This window comes from Chelatococcus albus, from assembly GCF_030067675.1.
Taxonomy (GTDB): Bacteria; Pseudomonadota; Alphaproteobacteria; order Rhizobiales; family Beijerinckiaceae; genus Chelatococcus_A; species Chelatococcus_A albus.
Window position 1 is genome coordinate 161181 of the sequence record NZ_JASJEV010000001.1, and the last position, 16530, is coordinate 177710.

Sequence of the window (16530 nt, forward strand, 5' to 3'; positions counted from 1 at the left end):
TGGCGGCGCGCGGGCTCGACGCTCACGCCGAGGATCGCGATAGTGCGGAAGGAATCCACCGAGATCGCCAGGCCAAAGATCGCTTCGCCATGACCCGTATTCTGCGCGACGTCGGCTTCGTGCACCTGCACGTTCACTCGTCCTACTCGCTGCTCGAAGGCGCGATGACGATATCGACGTTGGCGAAGCTTGCGGCGGCCGACCGCATGCCGGCGCTCGCGCTCACCGATACGAACAATCTGTTCGGTGGGCTCGAGTTCTCTGAGAAGCTCGCCGGCAGCGGCATCCAGCCGATCGCCGGCGTGCAGCTCTCGGTGGCCTTCGAGGAGCCGGAGGCGCCGGGCCGCGGGCCAGTGATGCGCGACACGCCAAGTATCGTGCTGCTGGCTGCGACCGAGGCCGGCTACGGCAATCTGATGCGTCTCGTCAGCCGCGCCTATCTCGACAATCCGCTGGGCGAGCCGCCGTCGGTGTCGGTCGACACGCTCGCAGGCCATACACAGGGACTGATCGCCCTCACGGGCGGGCCGAACGGACCGCTCGACAAGGCGTTCCGCAACGGTCAGGTCGACATTGCCACGACGCGTTTTTCTCGTCTTCGCAATATATTCGGCAATAATCTTTACATTGAACTCCAGCGCCATGGCCTCGATGGCGAGGCCCTGATCGAGGGCGAGCTCTTGCGGCTCGCCTACGAAGCGGGAGTGCCGCTCGTCGCCACCAACGAGCCCTATTTCGCCACGCCCGGGGATTTCGAGGCCCATGACGCACTGCTCGCCGTCGCCGAGGGCCGCTTGCTCTCGGACGAGAACCGCAGGCGGGTCACGCCGCAGCACGAGTTCAAGACTCGCGCGCAAATGGCTGAACTGTTTGCAGATATCCCGGAAGCGATCGCCTCGACCTGCGAGATCGCGCTGCGCTGTTCCTATCGCATCGGCAAGCGCAAGCCGATCCTGCCGCGCTTCGGTGCGGGCGAAGGCGATGCCGCGACGGACGAGGCGACCGAGCTGAAGCGGCAGGCCCGGGAGGGGTTGGCGCGCCGGCTTGCCGCCCACGGCCCCGCTCCAGGCCTGACGGTGGAGGATTACGAGAAGCGTCTCGATTACGAGCTCTCGATCATCGAGGGCATGAAGTTCCCCGGCTACTTCCTCATCGTGTCGGATTTCATCAAGTGGGCCAAGGCGCACGATATTCCGGTGGGACCGGGGCGCGGCTCGGGCGCGGGGTCGCTCGTGGCTTACGCACTGACCATCACCGACCTCGATCCGTTGCGCTTCGGGCTGCTGTTCGAGCGCTTCCTCAATCCCGAGCGCGTGTCGATGCCGGACTTCGACATCGACTTCTGTCAGGACCGGCGCGAAGAGGTGATCGCCTACGTGCAGCGCCACTACGGCGAAGAGCGCGTGGCGCAGATCATCACCTTCGGCACGCTGCTCGCCCGCGGCGTCCTGCGCGACGTCGGCCGCGTCCTGGAGATGCCCTACGGCCAGGTCGACAAGCTCACCAAGCTCGTGCCGCAAAACCCGGCCAACCCGGTGACGCTCGCCAAGGCGATCGAGGACGAGCCGCGCCTGCAGGCGGCAGCGGAGGAGGAGCCCGTGGTGGCACGGCTGCTCGCCATCGCCCAGAAGCTCGAAGGATTGCATCGCCACGCATCGACGCACGCCGCCGGCGTCGTGATCGGCGACCGGCCGCTCGAGGAACTGGTGCCCCTCTATCGCGATCCGCGATCGGGCATGCGGGTGACCCAGTTCAACATGAAGTGGGTGGAGCAGGCCGGCCTCGTGAAGTTCGACTTCCTCGGCCTCAAGACGCTCACGGTGCTCACGACGGCGGTCGCCCTCATCCGCCAGCGCGGCATCGACATCGACCTGTCGCGCATTCCCCTCGACGACAGGAAAACCTTCGAGCTTCTGGGGCGCGGCGAGACCGTGGGCGTGTTCCAGGTGGAAAGTGCGGGCATGCGCAAGGCGCTCGTCGAGATGCGCGCCGACCGCCTGGAGGACCTCATCGCGCTCGTGGCGCTCTACCGCCCCGGACCGATGGCGAACATCCCGGTCTATTGCGAGCGCAAGCACGGGCAGGGCGAGCCGGAGGACAAGTGGTACCTTCACCCGAAGCTTCGCCCCATCCTGCAGGAGACCTTCGGCATCATCATCTACCAGGAGCAGGTGATGCAGGTGGCCCAGGCGCTCTCCGGCTATTCGCTCGGCGAGGCCGATCTTCTCCGCCGCGCCATGGGCAAGAAGATCAAGGCGGAGATGGACACCCAGCGCGCCCGCTTCGTCGACGGCGCCGTCGAGCGCGGCCTCGGCAAGGATCTCGCCGACGAGATCTTCGATCTCCTCGCCAAGTTCGCCGACTACGGCTTCAACAAGAGCCACGCGGCAGCCTACGCGCTCGTCTCCTACCAGACGGCCTATCTGAAGGCGAACTATCCGGTCGAGTTCCTCGCCGCGTCGATGACGCTCGATCTGGACAACACCGACAAGCTCGCGGAATTTCGCCGCGAGGCCGAGCGCCTCGGCATCCGCGTCGAGCCGCCGTCGATCAACCGCTCGGGCGTGGTCTTCGAGGTGCATCACGAGGCCGACGGCACCGGCGTCATCCGCTACGCGCTCGCGGCCGTGAAGGGCGTGGGCAAGCAGGCGGTTGAAAGCATCGTCTCAGCCCGCGCAGACAAACCGTTCAAGGATCTCGCCGATTTCGCCGCGCGCATCAATCCGAAGCTCATCAACAAGCGCACGCTCGAGGCGCTGATTGCGGCCGGCGCCTTCGACATGCTCGAGCCCGATCGCGCCAGAGCGACGGCGGCGATCGACGCCGTCATGGGTATCGCCAATCGCACGGCGGCAGCGGAGGCCAACGGACAGGCGGATATCTTCGGCGGCGCGATGGCAATGCCGGAACCGCTGCGGATCCCGGATCACGCGCCGTGGCTGCCGGCCGAGCGCCTGCAGAAGGAATACGATGCGATCGGCTTCTTCCTGTCGGGCCATCCACTCGACGAATACGGCGCGCTCCTCGAGCGGGTCCGCGTGCAACGCTGGGCGGATTTCGCCAAGGCGGTCAAGGGCGGTGCGACCATGGGGCGGCTCGCCGCGACGGTTCTCGACCGGACCGAACGGCGCACCAAGAGCGGCTCCAAGATGGGGATCGTCGCGCTGTCGGATCAGACCGGGCATTTCGAGGCGATCATCTTTTCCGAAGGTCTGCAGCAGTTCCGCGACCTCCTGGAGCCCGGGAGGGCCGTGATCCTCGTTGTCCAGGCAGCCGCGGAGGGCGACGAGGTGAGGGCCCGCATCCTCTCCGTCGAGGCTCTCGATGCTGCCTTGTCGAAGCACCAGAAGGGCCTGCGGATCTTCCTGCGCGACGAGAGGCCGCTCGCGAGCCTTTCCGAGCGGCTGAAGGAGCGCGGCGATGGCGACGTCTCGCTGGTGCTGCTGCTCGACGGGCGGCGCGAGGTGGAGATGAAGCTGCCGGGTCGCCACGCCACGACACCGCAGATCGCCAGTGCCATCCGCGCGATTCCGGGCGTCGTGCACGTCGACCTCCATTGAGCCGTGTCGCGGGCGCGCGCGGCGCTCGGGAGCGGCGGCCGGCGGTTGCCAAAGGGCCACGACAGGCTTGCGCAAACCGCACGCCGCTTCTATAAGCGCGCGCATTCCACACGCGGGGCGAGCTGCAAGGCATCCGGTGGCCAGGGACCACCCGGCCGGAGCCCCGCGGAGGCTCGAACCGGAGAACTGTCATGGCGCTTCCCGATTTCTCGATGCGCCAGCTGCTCGAAGCTGGCGCCCATTTCGGCCATCAGGCCCACCGCTGGAACCCGAAGATGGAGCAGTTCATCTTCGGCACGCGCAACAACATCCACATCATCGACCTCGCCCAGACCGTGCCGATGCTCTATCGGGCCCTGCAGGCCGTGTCGGACACGGTCGCAGCCGGCGGTCGCGTGCTGTTCGTCGGGACGAAGCGCCAGGCGTCGGACGCCGTGGCTGACGCGGCCAGGCGCTCGGCCCAGTACTATGTGAATTCCCGCTGGCTCGGCGGCATGCTGACCAACTGGAAGACGATCTCCGCCTCGATCCAGCGCCTGCGCAAGGTCGACGAGATCCTGGCCGGCGGCGCCCAGGGTCTGACCAAGAAGGAGCGCCTGATGCTCGCCCGCGAGCGCGAGAAGCTCGAGCGCGCGCTTGGTGGCATCAAGGACATGGGCGGGACGCCGGATCTCCTGTTCGTGATCGACACGAACAAGGAGCAGCTCGCCATCAAGGAAGCGCAGCGCCTCGGCATCCCGGTGGCCGCCATCGTGGACTCGAACTGCGATCCGGACGGCATCACCTATCCGGTGCCCGCCAACGACGACGCCGGCCGCGCCATCTCGCTCTACTGCGATCTCGTCGCCCGCGCCGCCATCGACGGCATCTCGCGCGGTCACGGTGAGCTCGGCGTCGATCTGGGTGCCTCCGAGGCACCCATGATGGAGGAGGTCCCGGCGGCCGAGGCTGTTGAGATCAGCGAGGCCTTCGAGCTGCTCGACGCGCCGCGTGGCGCTCCCGACGACCTCACCAAGCTGACGGGCGTCGGCCCGCAGCTCGAGAAGAAGCTCAACGAGGCCGGCATCTTCCACTACTGGCAGGTCGCCGCCATGAGCCCTGAGGACGTCGCCAAGGTCGACGCCGAGCTGAAGCTCAACGGCCGCATCGAGCGCGACGGCTGGATCGGCCAGGCCCGCACGCTCATCGAGGCGGTCTGAGGTCCGTCTCACACGTGTCGCGACGCGCGACACGATGAAACACCGATGATTCTGCCGGCCCGGCGCCTCTCACGAGCGCCGGGCCGCGCCCATCCGAGACCCGAGAGGACGATCATGGCGAACATCACCGCCGCGATGGTGAAGGAGCTCCGCGACAAGACGAGCGCGGGCATGATGGACTGCAAGGCCGCGCTCGCCGAGACGAACGGCGACATCGAGGCGGCCGTCGACTGGCTGCGCAAGAAGGGCCTCGCCAAGGCCGCCAAGAAGTCCGGCCGCGTTGCGGCGGAAGGCCTGGTGGCGGTCGAGTCGTCGGGCCATACGGCGGCCGTCGTGGAGGTGAATTCCGAGACCGACTTCGTCGCCCGCAACGACCAGTTCCAGGCCTTCGCCCGCGAGGCGGCGAAGATCGCCCTCATGGGCGATGGCACGGTCGAGGCCCTTGAGACCGCCCGCTTCCCGGGCTCGCAGACCACTGTCAAGGAGCGCCTGCAGGAGCTCGTCGGCACGATCGGCGAGAACATGACCATCCGCCGGGTTGCCAAGCTCTCGGTCGCAAAGGGCGTGATCGCGAGCTACGTGCACAATGCGGTCGCCGACGGCCTCGGCAAGATCGGCGTGCTCGTCGCCCTCGAATCGACCGGCGACGTCAGCCAGCTTTCGACGCTCGGGCGCCAGATCGCCATGCACGTCGCCGCCACCAACCCGGTTGCGCTCGACGCCTCCGGCGTGCCCCAGGAGACGGTGGAGCGCGAGAAGGCGATTCTCGGCGAGAAGCACGCCGGCAAGCCCGCCAACGTCATCGAGAAGATCGTCGAGAGCGGGCTGAAGACCTACTTCAAGGAGGTCACGCTCCTCGAGCAGGCCTTCATCCACGATCCGTCGAAGAGCGTCGCCCAGACGCTGAAGGAGGCCGAGGGCAAGGTCGGTGGTCCGATCAAGCTCACGGCCTACGCCCGCTTCGCCCTCGGCGAGGGGATCGAGAAGGAAGAAACGGACTTCGCGGCGGAGGTCGCCGCGGCGGCCGGCGGACAGGCCTGATCCTGACCGAAAAGGCGGCGCCGGGCGCCGCCTTTTTTGTGAGAGGATCAAACACTGGCCAAGGAGGGCGAGGCAGATGCAGACGAAGCGGGCGCTCATCAAGTTGTCCGGCGAGGCGCTGGCCGCACCGGACGGCTACTGGCTGCACCCGCCGACGCTCTCGACCCTCGCAGAGGATATCGCCGCGGCCGCCCGCAGCGGTGTCGAGATCGCCGTCGTCATCGGCGGCGGCAATGTCATCCGCGGCGCCCGGGTGAGCGCGGCCGGATGGATTGACCGGGCGACCGCCGATTCCATGGGCATGCTGGCCACGGTCATGAACTCCATCGCGCTCGAAAGCGCGATCAATGCCGCCGGCGTCTCGGCGCGCACCATGTCCGCGGTCTCCATGCCGACGATCTGCGAGACCTATGCGCGTCAGCCTGCCCTGCATCATCTGGCGCGCGGCCACGTCCTCATCCTGGCTGGCGGCACGGGCAATCCGTTCTTCACCACCGACACGGCCGCGGTGCTGCGTGCGGCCGAGCTCAAGTGCGACACGGTGATGAAGGCGACCAATGTCGACGGCGTCTATACGGCCGACCCGAAGAAGGACCCGACCGCCAGGCGCTACGACCGCCTGACCCACGACGAGGCCATCCAGGGCAATCTCAAGATCATGGACACGGCGGCCTTCGCGCTGGCGCGCGAGGCGGGCCTGCACATCGTCGTCTTCTCCATCCAGGAAAAGGGTTCGATCAGCGCCGTGCTGGGCGGGCAGGGCCGGGCGACGACGGTCGCGCCCTGACGAGGGAGCCGCGCGGCTGCCGCTCGGCATATCTTTGCGGCGAGCCCCCTTGACCCGAGGCGCGGTGCGCGCTCAACGTCCCTTTCGACGAATAATCGACCACGGGTAAGCGTGATGAGTCAGACTTTCGATCTCGCCGACATCAAGCGTCGCATGCAGGGCGCGGTGCAGGCGCTGCGGCACGATCTCGGCAGCTTGCGCACCGGCCGGGCCTCGGCTTCGCTCGTCGAGCCCATCACGGTGGATGCCTATGGCGCCGCGATGCCGATCAACCAGGTCGCGACGATCAGCGTTCCGGAGCCGCGCCTCATCAGCGTGCAGGTGTGGGACCGCAGCATGGTGGCGGCGGTCGAGAAGGCGCTGCGCGAATCGGACCTCGGCCTCAATCCGCAGACTGAGGGCCAGGTCATCCGCCTGCGCATTCCCGAGATGAACGAGCAGCGCCGCAAGGAGATGGTCAAGGTTGCGCACAAATATGCGGAGGAGGCGCGCATCGCCGTTCGCCACGTCCGCCGCGACGGCCTCGACCTTCTGAAGAAGCTCGAGAAGGACGGCGAGATGAGCCAGGACGAGCATGCTCGCCATGCCGACCAGGTGCAGAAGGCCACCGACCAGGCGGTCGCCGAGGTCGACCAGGCGCTCGCCGCCAAGGAAAAGGAAATCATGCAGGTCTGACGACCTGCATCGAGGGGCTCATGACCACAGCGACACATAGACCGGTGACCACACCGGAAGAGCCGCTGGGCGGGGCTCCGAGCGACAGCGGTGCAGTGGTTCCCGCGCACGTCGCCATCATCATGGACGGCAACGGGCGCTGGGCCGTCCGTCGCGGCCTGCCGCGCGCAGAGGGGCACCGCCGGGGTGTCGAGGCGCTGCGCCGTACGGTGAAGAGCGCGATCGAGCTCGGCATCCGCTATCTCACCGTCTACAGCTTCTCTTCGGAAAACTGGCGGCGGCCGGCAGCGGAAGTCGCCGACCTGATGGGGCTCCTGAAGCTCTTCGTTCGGCGTGACCTGGCGGAACTGCACCGCAACAACGTGCGCGTGCGCATCATCGGGGCGCGCGAAGGGCTGGCGCCCGACATCGGCGGCCTTCTCGAGGAGGCGGAAGCGCTCACCCGGAACAACACCGGTCTGACCCTCGTTGTCGCGTTCAATTACGGCTCGCGAGACGAGATCGCGCGCGCCATGCGGGCGCTCGCGACAGATGTCGCCGCGGGGCGCCTGCAGCCGGAGGCGATCGACGCGGACGCCATCGCCACCCGCCTCGACACGGCCGGGATCCCCGATCCGGATCTCATCATCCGCACGTCCGGCGAAGAACGTCTGTCGAACTTTCTTCTGTGGCAGGCGGCTTACGCGGAACTCGTCTTCATGCCGATTCTCTGGCCCGACTTCGACCGCGATGCGCTTGCCGAGGCGCTGGATCTGTTCCGCCAGCGCGATCGCCGCTTCGGCGGCCTGAGCGCACAGACGGGCTGAACGCATGGCGAGCCAGGGGCCACCGGGCACGCCCGGTCTTGCCGGGTCGGAGCTCGGTCTGCGCGTCGCGTCGGCGCTCGTCCTCGGTGTCGTTGCGCTCGCCACCGCCTATTGGGGCGGGCTGCCGTTCGTTTTCGTCTGGACGGGAGCCGCTGCGGCGATCGCCCTCGAGTGGCTGTCGCTTGCCCGCGTCGAGCCGGAAACGGCCGAGAAGGCGGTCGTCGGAACGGGCGTCGGCCTCACGGGCCTCGCAGCCGGAACGACATCCGACCCGAGGCTCGCCGCCGTTGCTCTTCTCTTGACGCTCGCTGCCGCCGTCCTCGTCGGTCGCAGCCGACGGGATCGACTGTGGGCCGCCGGCGGTGCGCTCTATGCCGCCGTCATCGCCCTTGTGCCGATCCTGGTCCGGCAGGCGCCCGGGCTCGGCCTGGCGGTGCTGCTCTGGATGTTCGCGGTGGTCTGGGCGACGGACATCGTCGCCTATTTCACCGGACGCTCGCTCGGCGGCCCCAAGTTGTGGCCGCGGGTGAGTCCGAAGAAGACCTGGTCGGGTTTTGTCGGCGGGACGCTCGCAGGCACGTTCGCGGGCGCCATGGTCGCGGCGGCTGCGCAAGGCCGCGGAATTGCCGTGCCCCTGGGGTACGGGACCGTCGTTGCCCTCTCGGCGATCGCTTCGATCGCTGGTCAGTTCGGCGATCTTGCGGAATCGGCGCTGAAGCGGCGGGCCGGGGTCAAGGATTCCGGCCATCTCATCCCAGGCCACGGCGGCGTGATGGATCGCCTCGATGCCTTCTGGGCCGTCGCCGCCATCGTCGCACTGGCATCGGCCGCGTTGCAACTGAGTGCGCCCTGAGGGCGTTGTGCCGCACGCTCTATCGCAGCATTGTCGCTTTGGCATGATCACACGCATCACAATCCTCGGCGCCACAGGCTCGGTCGGTCGGTCGACGGCCGATCTGCTGGCGGAGCATCGGGACCGCTTCAGGGTTTCGGCCGTCGTCGGCGGCTCGGACGCGGTGGCGCTCGCGGATGTGGCGCGTCGTCTGGACGCCGAGTTCGCGGCCGTGGCCGACGAGCGCGCCGGCCGCGCGCTCTCCGAGGCGCTGGCGGGCACCGGGATCGCCTGTGGAGCGGGCAGGTCAGCCGTCTGCGATGCCGTCGACCGGGAAACCGATGTAGTCGTCGCCGCGATCGTCGGAACGGCGGGGCTCGAGCCGACGCATGGGGCGATCCGTCCCGGCCGCAGCATTGCCCTTGCCAACAAGGAATCGCTCGTCTGCGCAGGCGCGGCCTTCATGCGCGACGCGCGCGCCGCCGGTGTCCCCGTGCTGCCGCTCGACTCCGAACACAATGCGCTCCTGCAGGCACTGGGGACGGCCGCGACCTCCGACGTGGAGCGGATGATCCTCACAGCTTCGGGGGGGCCGTTCCGGACGTGGACAATCGAGGAGATCGCGCGTGCCACGCCCGAACAGGCACTCGCGCATCCCACCTGGTCGATGGGCGCCAAGATCACGATCGATTCGGCGAGCCTGATGAACAAGGGGTTGGAGCTGATCGAAGCTCACCATCTGTTCGGGATCGAGGCGGAGCGCCTCGACGTGCTCGTCCACCCGCAATCGATCGTGCACGGGCTCGTGGCCTTCCGCGATGGGGCCGTGTCCGCCGGCCTCGCCATTCCCGACATGCGGGTGCCCATCGCCCATTGTCTGGGGACGGGGCAGCGCCTGACCACGACGGCGCGCCGCCTCGATCTGGCCGCGATCGGGACATTGACTTTCGAAGCGCCGGATCTGGCGCGCTTTCCGGCGTTGAAGGCCGCGCGGCAGGCCCTGGCGGCGGGGGGGGCGATGCCGACCGTGCTGAATGCTGCAAACGAGATCGCGGTCGAGGCGTTCCTGGCGCGGCGCCTGGGCTTCGCGCAGATCGCGGCGCTCGTAGAGGAGACCTGCGCGCGGTTCGCCGGACGCGGCACCGGCGCGCCGGCGAGCGTTCACGACGCACTCGCGATCGATCACGAAGCACGGCGGACCGCGACCGAGATCTTGTCGTCCGGAAGGCGGGCCGCAAGTTGACGGGTCACGCCACCCGTCGATTCCATTGAAACGGGGGGTGCGCCCAACATATTAGTTCCTGAGCATTCTCGCGGATGAGGCCCCTGCCGGGCAGCATGTCCGCGGAGTCGAAATGCTCGGATGGGCAAGGGGCGCCGGAAGCGAGGATGGAAAGATGGACATCGTGAGCGCACTCGGCGTCGCGGCCTGGTCGCTTCCAGGCTACATCGTGCCCTTCCTGTTCGTGCTGAGCGTGGTCGTCTTCTTCCACGAACTCGGCCATTTCCTCGTGGCCCGCTGGTGCGGCGTCGAGGTCCAGGCCTTCTCGATCGGCTTCGGCAGGGAACTCTTTGGCTGGAACGATCGGCGCGGCACGCGCTGGAAGATCTCGCTCATACCGCTGGGCGGCTACGTCAAATTCGCCGGTGACGCGAATGGCGCAAGCGTGCCCGACCACGAGGCGCTCGAGCACATGAGCCCCGCCGAACGGGCGGGAAGCTTCTTCCACAAGACGGTGGGGCAGCGCGCGGCAATCGTCGCCGCCGGCCCCATCGCCAATTTTCTCCTCGCGATCGCGATCTTCGCCGGCTCGGTCTATCTCTACGGTCGCCAGGTTCTCATCCCGCGCATCGAGGCGGTGCAGGCGGAGAGCGCGGCCGAGCGGGCCGGCTTTGCCCCGGGAGACCTCGTGCTGTCCATCGACGGCCAGGCCGTCGGCAGTTTCGCCGACATGCAACGGATCGTCGGTGCCAAGGCCGGCGAACCGCTCCGCGTCGTCGTCGAAAGAGGGGGCAGGGAGGTGTCGCTGACCGCCACCCCCGACCTGCGCGAGCTGGCGACGCCGTTCGGCAAGCAGCGCATCGGAGTGCTCGGTCTGCAGGCTTCGCGCGACAAGGCCGACTGGAAGCTGGAGCGCTACGGTCCGATCGAATCGCTGCAGATCGGCGTGGTCGAAACCTGGTACATCGTCGAGCGCACCTACGACTATACCGCCAAGCTGATCACCGGCCGCGAATCCACGGATCAGCTTTCCGGCCCGATCCGCATCGCCCAGGTGTCGGGCCAGGTGGCCTCGCTCGGCGGCATCGCGGCGCTCCTCAATCTCGCCGCCGTGCTCTCGGTGTCGATCGGCCTGATCAATCTCGTGCCCATCCCCCTTCTCGACGGCGGACATCTACTCTATTACCTTCTCGAGGCGGTCCGCGGGCGGCCGCTCAGCGAACGGGCGCAGGAAATCGGTTTTCGCATCGGCCTTGCCATCGTCATGATGCTCATGCTCTTCGTCACGTGGAACGACCTTTCGCATCTCGGTGCGAGCTTCGGTTTCCGGGCTACGTGACCCGAAGGCAACGGCTGTTGGAAAAATGATTCCTTCACCGTGTTTCGACGTTCCCACGTACGTTGAAACTTTGTAGAAGCGGGCGTCCTACGATCCCGGTGAGCGACTTCTGGTCCTGTTTCGGGACAAAAAACAACGAGGGCGGGCACTTGATGAGCCTTACAACGACGAACCGCCGAGTGAAGGCGGCAAAAAGGTCCCGCGCCATGCTCCTGGCCACGGTGGCCATGGTGGCGGGCGCCGACATGGCTTACGCCCAGGCGGTCGTCGTGCAGGGCAATCGGCGCGTTGAGGCAGAGACCATCCGCTCGTACCTGACCGGGCGCGGCGCCGGCTCGGTGGAAGAAGCGCGGCGCGAGTTGCTCGCGACCGGCATGTTCCGGGACGTGCGGATCAACCGTCGGGGCAGCACCACTGTCGTCACCGTCGTCGAGAACGAGCTCATCAACCGCGTCGTTTTCGAGGGCAACAAGAAGATCAACAAGGACGTGCTCCTCGGCGAGGTGCAGTCCAAGGCTCGCGGCGCGTTCAGCCAGGCGACCGTCAACGCCGACATCGAGCGGATCAAGGACGTCTATCGTCGTTCCGGCCGCGGCCTCGCGACCGTCACGGCGCGCACCGTCGACCTGCCGAACGGTCGCGTCGACGTTGTCTTCACCATCGACGAGGGTGAGAAGACGGGCGTCAAGGCGATCAACTTCGTGGGCAACCATGCCTTCTCCGCCTCGAAGCTGCGCGGCCTGATGACCACGACGGAGATGAACTTCCTGTCGTGGCTCAAGACGTCCGACGTCTATGATCCGGACCGCATCAACGCAGACCTCGAGCTCATCCGCCGCTATTACCTGAAGAACGGCTACGCGGACTTCCGCGTGGTGTCGTCCGACGCCGTGTTCGATGCGGCGCAGGGCGGCTATATCGTCACCATCACGGTCGACGAGGGTGAGCAGTATCGCGTCGGCGACGTGCGCGTCGAATCGCAGATCGCGGACATCGACTCGGCTCAGATCCAGGGCCGCGTGAAGACCGCGGCGGGCGACGTGTACAGCGCGGAGGCGGTGGAGAAGTCGCTGCAGGCGATCACCACGGAAACCGGCAAGCGCGGCTACGCCTTCGCGCAGGTCCGTCCCGTCGGCCAGCGCGACCCGGCCTCGCGGACGATCAACATTGCCTATGTCGTTGAAGAGGGGCCGCGCGTCTACATCGAGCGCATCAACGTGCGCGGCAATACGCGCAGCCGCGACTACGTCGTGCGCCGCGAGTTCGACATCGGTGAGGGTGACCCCTACAACAAGGTGCTCATCGACCGGGCCGAGCGCCGCCTCAATAATCTCGGCTACTTCAAGAAGGTCCGCATCACGAACGAGCCCGGCTCGACGCCGGACCGTGTCATCGTGAACGTGGACGTCGAGGATCAGTCCACCGGCCAGTTCTCCATCTCGGGCGGCTACTCCACGGCCGATGGCTTCATCGGCGAAGTGGCGGTGTCGGAATCGAACTTCCTCGGCCGTGGTCAGTACGTGCGCGTCGCCGGCTCCTGGGGCCAGCGGGCGCAGGGCGTGGACTTCTCCTTTACCGAGCCGTACTTCCTCGGCCAGCGCATGGCCTTCGGCGTCGACCTGTTCTCGAAATATACGGACAACACCAACTACGCCCGTTACGAGAACCGGGTGACAGGCGGCCAGCTCCGGCTCGGTCTGCCGATCACGGAAGAGTTCACGGTCACCTGGCGCTATTCGCTGTACCAGTCGAACCTCAAGGTGCCGAACACCGCGAGCAAGCCGTACAACGACTGCTCGGTGCCGATCTCGGGCGTCACGCCGCTCAATCCTAACGGTTCGGCGATGTATCCGAACTGCACCTACAACGGCGAAGCGTCTGTCGCGATCAAGGAAGCGCGCGGCGACACCCTGACCTCGCTCGTCGGTGCGACGCTCAACTACAACACGCTCGACAACATCCGGGATCCCCGCTCCGGCTTCTTCGCCGAAGTGAAGCCGGAAGTGGCTGGCCTGGGCGGCGACTCGCGCTTCATTCGCGCCACGGCCGAAGCCCGGTACTATCACGAGATCTGGGACGACATCGTCGGCATGCTGAAGGTGCAGGGCGGCCACATTGCCGGCTTCGGCGGCCGCGACCTGCGCATCGTCGACAACTTCTTCCTCGGCCCGTCGCTCGTGCGCGGCTTCGCCCCCTCGGGCATCGGCCCGCGCGATCTGAACGGTGGGGACGCGCGTTCGAACGCCCTCGGCGGCACGACCTATTTCGGCGCGACGGCGGAAGTGCAGTTCCCGATCTTCGGCCTGCCGCGCGAGCTCGGCCTGCGCGGCGCGCTCTTCGCCGATGCCGGCACGCTCTACGGCTACAAGGGCAAGAGAGCGTTCGACCTGAACGGCAATGGCAGCTTCAACTGCCCGGGCAACGCGGGCTTCAACCCGAGTGCGGAGCCCGAGTGCATCAACCTGAAGGACGACAAGACGATCCGCTCGTCGGTGGGCGCGAGCCTCCTGTGGTCCTCGCCGCTCGGGCCGATCCGCTTCGACTACGCCTTCGCGCTCAGCAAGGCCGACGGCGACCGTACGCAGGCGTTCCGCTTCTCGGGCGGCACGCGCTTCTGACCAATGCTTCCGTGGCGGGGCGCCCTTCGGGGCGCCCCCTGCTTCCTGTGTGACCTGTGTTCTGAATGTCCGATCCCGTCTTTTTTCCACGCGCGGCGACCCCGACCCTCGGCGAGATCGCGGCGCTGGCCGGCGTTTCTCTGCCTGACGGGGTCGATCCCCATATCGCGATCACCGGGGCGGCTTCTGTCGAGCGCGCCGATCGTGGGGACCTCGCCTATATGGACAACCCGCGCTATGGCGAGGCCCTCGCGGCGACACGCGCCACGGCCTGCCTCGTGTCGAAGCGCTTTGCCGCCAAGGTGCCCGCCACGACGGTCGCGATCGTTACGCCGCAACCCTACAAGGTGTTCGCGGCCGTCCTCGCCACCATGTATCCGGCGGCCGTGCGGCCGGGATCATCGTTCGATGCGACGGGGGTGTCGCCCGGGGCTTATGTGCATCCCCAGGCGCGCCTTGAGGCCGGCGTGACCGTCGATCCTGGCGCGGTCGTCGGCCCGGGCGTCGAAATCGGCACGGGCACGATCATCGGCGCCAACGCGGTGATCGGCCCGCAGGTGCGGATCGGCCGCGGCGCCTCGATCGGTGCCAATGTCTCGATCCACAATGCCTTGATCGGCAATCGCGTGATCCTGCACGGCGGGGTGCGCGTGGGCCAGGACGGCTTCGGCTTCGCCATGAGCGGGCAGGGGCATACCAAGGTGCCGCAGATCGGCCGCGTCATCATCCAGGACGATGTCGAGATCGGCGCGAACTCCACCATCGACCGCGGCGCCAGCCGCGATACGGTGATCGGCGAGGGCACCAAGATCGACAATCTGGTGCAGATCGGACATAACGTCGTCATCGGACGCCATTGCGTGATCGTCTCGCAAGTGGGCATCGCCGGCAGCGTGACGATCGAGGATTTCGTCGTTCTCGGCGGGCAGGTCGGTGTGGTTGGCCACCTGCGGATCGGCGCCGGCGCGCAGATCGCCGGATCGAGCAACGTCGCCAGCGACGTTCCGCCCGGAGCACGCTGGGGCGGCACGCCGGCCAAGCCGATGCGCGAATGGTTTCGCGAACTGACGCTTCTCAAGAAGCTCGCCGCGCGTCGCGATCTCCCTGCCGACGAGGCCGATCCCGCCTCGTGAGCAAGGGCGCGACGTCGTGTCATTGTGATTGGGGGGAGTACCGTTTCATGAGCGATGTGCCCGCGAGCCTGGGAACTGCGGACATCCTGCAGATCCTCGACTATCTCCCGCACCGCTACCCGTTCCTGCTCGTCGACAAGATCGTCGCCATGGACGGCGACAACAGCTGCATCGGCATCAAGAACATCACCTACAACGAGCCGCAGTTTCAGGGGCATTTCCCCGCGCGGCCGCTCTACCCGGGCGTGTTCATCATCGAGGGCATGGCACAGACCGCCGGCGCCATCTGCGTGGCCTCCAAGCTTGCCGCCAGGGCGAGGCCCAAGGAGGTCTATTTCATGACCATCGACAAGGCGAAGTTCCGCAAGCCGGTCGGCCCCGGAGACGTGCTCGAGTATCACATGAAGAAGCTCGCCAACCGGCGCAACATGTGGTGGTACCGCGGCGAGGCGAAGGTTGGCGGCGTGCTCGTGGCGGAAGCCGAGGTGAGCGCCATGCTGGTAGTCGAGTGACGAGAATGGGCGGCATCCACCCGACAGCCATCGTCGAGGACGGCGCAATCCTCGGCGAGGGCGTACGCATCGGTCCCTACTGCCACGTGGGCCCCGAGGTGCGTCTCGGCGACGGCTGCGAACTGGTGAGCCATGCGGTCGTCGCCGGCAGGACGACCATAGGCCCGCGCACCCGCATCTTCCCCTTCGCCTCCATCGGCCACCAGCCGCAGGACCTGAAGTACCACGGCGAGCCCTCCACCCTGACGGTCGGGGCAGACTGCATCATCCGCGAAGGCGTGACGATGAACCCGGGCACCGAAGGGGGCGGCCTCGCGACGGTGGTCGGTGACCGCTGCGCTTTCCTGGCCAACTCGCACGTCGGTCACGACACGCGCGTGGGCAGCAACGTCGTGCTGTCGAACAACGTGATGCTGGCGGGCCACGTGACCGTGGGCGACTACGTCATCATCGGTGGCGGCGCCGCCGTCATCCAGTTCGCGCGGGTAGGGTCCCACGCCTTCGTCGGGGGCATGTCGGGGCTCGAGAACGACCTCATCCCCTACGGCATGGCCCTTGGCAACCGCGCCCATCTGTCGGGGCTCAACATCGTCGGCCTGCAGCGGCGCGGCTTCTCGCGCGAGGATATTCACAACCTGCGCCGCGCCTATCGCCTGCTTTTCGCCGACGAAGGCACGCTCATGGAGCGTGTCGAGGACGTCGCGAGTGAGTTCGAGCAGCATCCGATCGTCCATGAGATCCTCGACTTCATCCGGGCCGGCGGCAGGCGGTCGATCTGCACGCCGCGCGAGACGCACGAGAATTGA

At 67.2% G+C, this 16530-nt stretch carries 13 protein-coding genes; all 13 read left to right on the forward strand.

Annotation, left to right across the window (positions count from 1 at the left end; translation table 11 throughout):
- The first annotated feature begins 89 nt into the window (after window positions 1-89).
- The 13 genes from dnaE (at window position 90) to lpxA (ending at window position 16530) form a co-directional block, all read left to right on the forward strand.
- On the forward strand, window positions 90-3560 hold the full coding sequence (gene dnaE / locus QNA08_RS00710; protein ID WP_283738766.1) for a DNA polymerase III subunit alpha: 3471 nt from the start codon (window positions 90-92) through the stop codon (window positions 3558-3560).
- A 191-nt stretch (window positions 3561-3751) separates the two neighbouring features.
- Window positions 3752-4759 carry a 30S ribosomal protein S2 gene (locus tag QNA08_RS00715; RefSeq protein ID WP_283738767.1) on the forward strand — a complete coding sequence of 336 codons (1008 nt, stop codon included), beginning with the start codon at window positions 3752-3754 and terminating at the stop codon, window positions 4757-4759.
- A gap of 114 nt (window positions 4760-4873) precedes the next feature.
- A complete protein-coding gene (gene tsf / locus QNA08_RS00720; protein WP_283738768.1) occupies window positions 4874-5800 on the forward strand; it encodes a translation elongation factor Ts in 927 nt (308 codons plus the stop codon).
- 76 nt (window positions 5801-5876) lie between these two features.
- Window positions 5877-6587, forward strand: a complete 711-nt coding sequence (gene pyrH / locus QNA08_RS00725; protein WP_283738769.1) for a UMP kinase — start codon at window positions 5877-5879, stop codon at window positions 6585-6587.
- A 114-nt stretch (window positions 6588-6701) separates the two neighbouring features.
- Window positions 6702-7262, forward strand: a complete 561-nt coding sequence (gene frr, locus QNA08_RS00730) for a ribosome recycling factor (protein ID WP_422679828.1) — start codon at window positions 6702-6704, stop codon at window positions 7260-7262.
- A gap of 20 nt (window positions 7263-7282) precedes the next feature.
- Complete coding sequence (locus tag QNA08_RS00735; protein ID WP_283738771.1) at window positions 7283-8068, forward strand: isoprenyl transferase; 786 nt, start codon at window positions 7283-7285, stop codon at window positions 8066-8068.
- Window positions 8069-8072: 4 nt separating this feature from the next.
- Window positions 8073-8921, forward strand: coding sequence for a phosphatidate cytidylyltransferase (locus QNA08_RS00740; protein ID WP_283738772.1), 849 nt, complete (start codon window positions 8073-8075; stop codon window positions 8919-8921).
- A 43-nt stretch (window positions 8922-8964) separates the two neighbouring features.
- Window positions 8965-10143: a 1-deoxy-D-xylulose-5-phosphate reductoisomerase gene (gene dxr / locus QNA08_RS00745; protein WP_283738773.1), complete on the forward strand. Its 1179-nt coding sequence runs from the start codon at window positions 8965-8967 to the stop codon at window positions 10141-10143.
- A gap of 154 nt (window positions 10144-10297) precedes the next feature.
- Window positions 10298-11461, forward strand: a complete 1164-nt coding sequence (gene rseP, locus QNA08_RS00750; protein WP_283738774.1) for an RIP metalloprotease RseP — start codon at window positions 10298-10300, stop codon at window positions 11459-11461.
- A 149-nt stretch (window positions 11462-11610) separates the two neighbouring features.
- Entirely contained in the window at window positions 11611-14079 is a 2469-nt protein-coding gene (gene bamA / locus QNA08_RS00755) for an outer membrane protein assembly factor BamA (protein WP_422679829.1), read from the forward strand.
- A gap of 65 nt (window positions 14080-14144) precedes the next feature.
- Entirely contained in the window at window positions 14145-15212 is a 1068-nt protein-coding gene (gene lpxD, locus QNA08_RS00760; RefSeq protein ID WP_283738776.1) for a UDP-3-O-(3-hydroxymyristoyl)glucosamine N-acyltransferase, read from the forward strand.
- Window positions 15213-15259: 47 nt separating this feature from the next.
- Entirely contained in the window at window positions 15260-15724 is a 465-nt protein-coding gene (gene fabZ / locus QNA08_RS00765; protein ID WP_283738777.1) for a 3-hydroxyacyl-ACP dehydratase FabZ, read from the forward strand.
- A gap of 5 nt (window positions 15725-15729) precedes the next feature.
- Window positions 15730-16530: an acyl-ACP--UDP-N-acetylglucosamine O-acyltransferase gene (gene lpxA, locus QNA08_RS00770; RefSeq protein ID WP_283738778.1), complete on the forward strand. Its 801-nt coding sequence runs from the start codon at window positions 15730-15732 to the stop codon at window positions 16528-16530.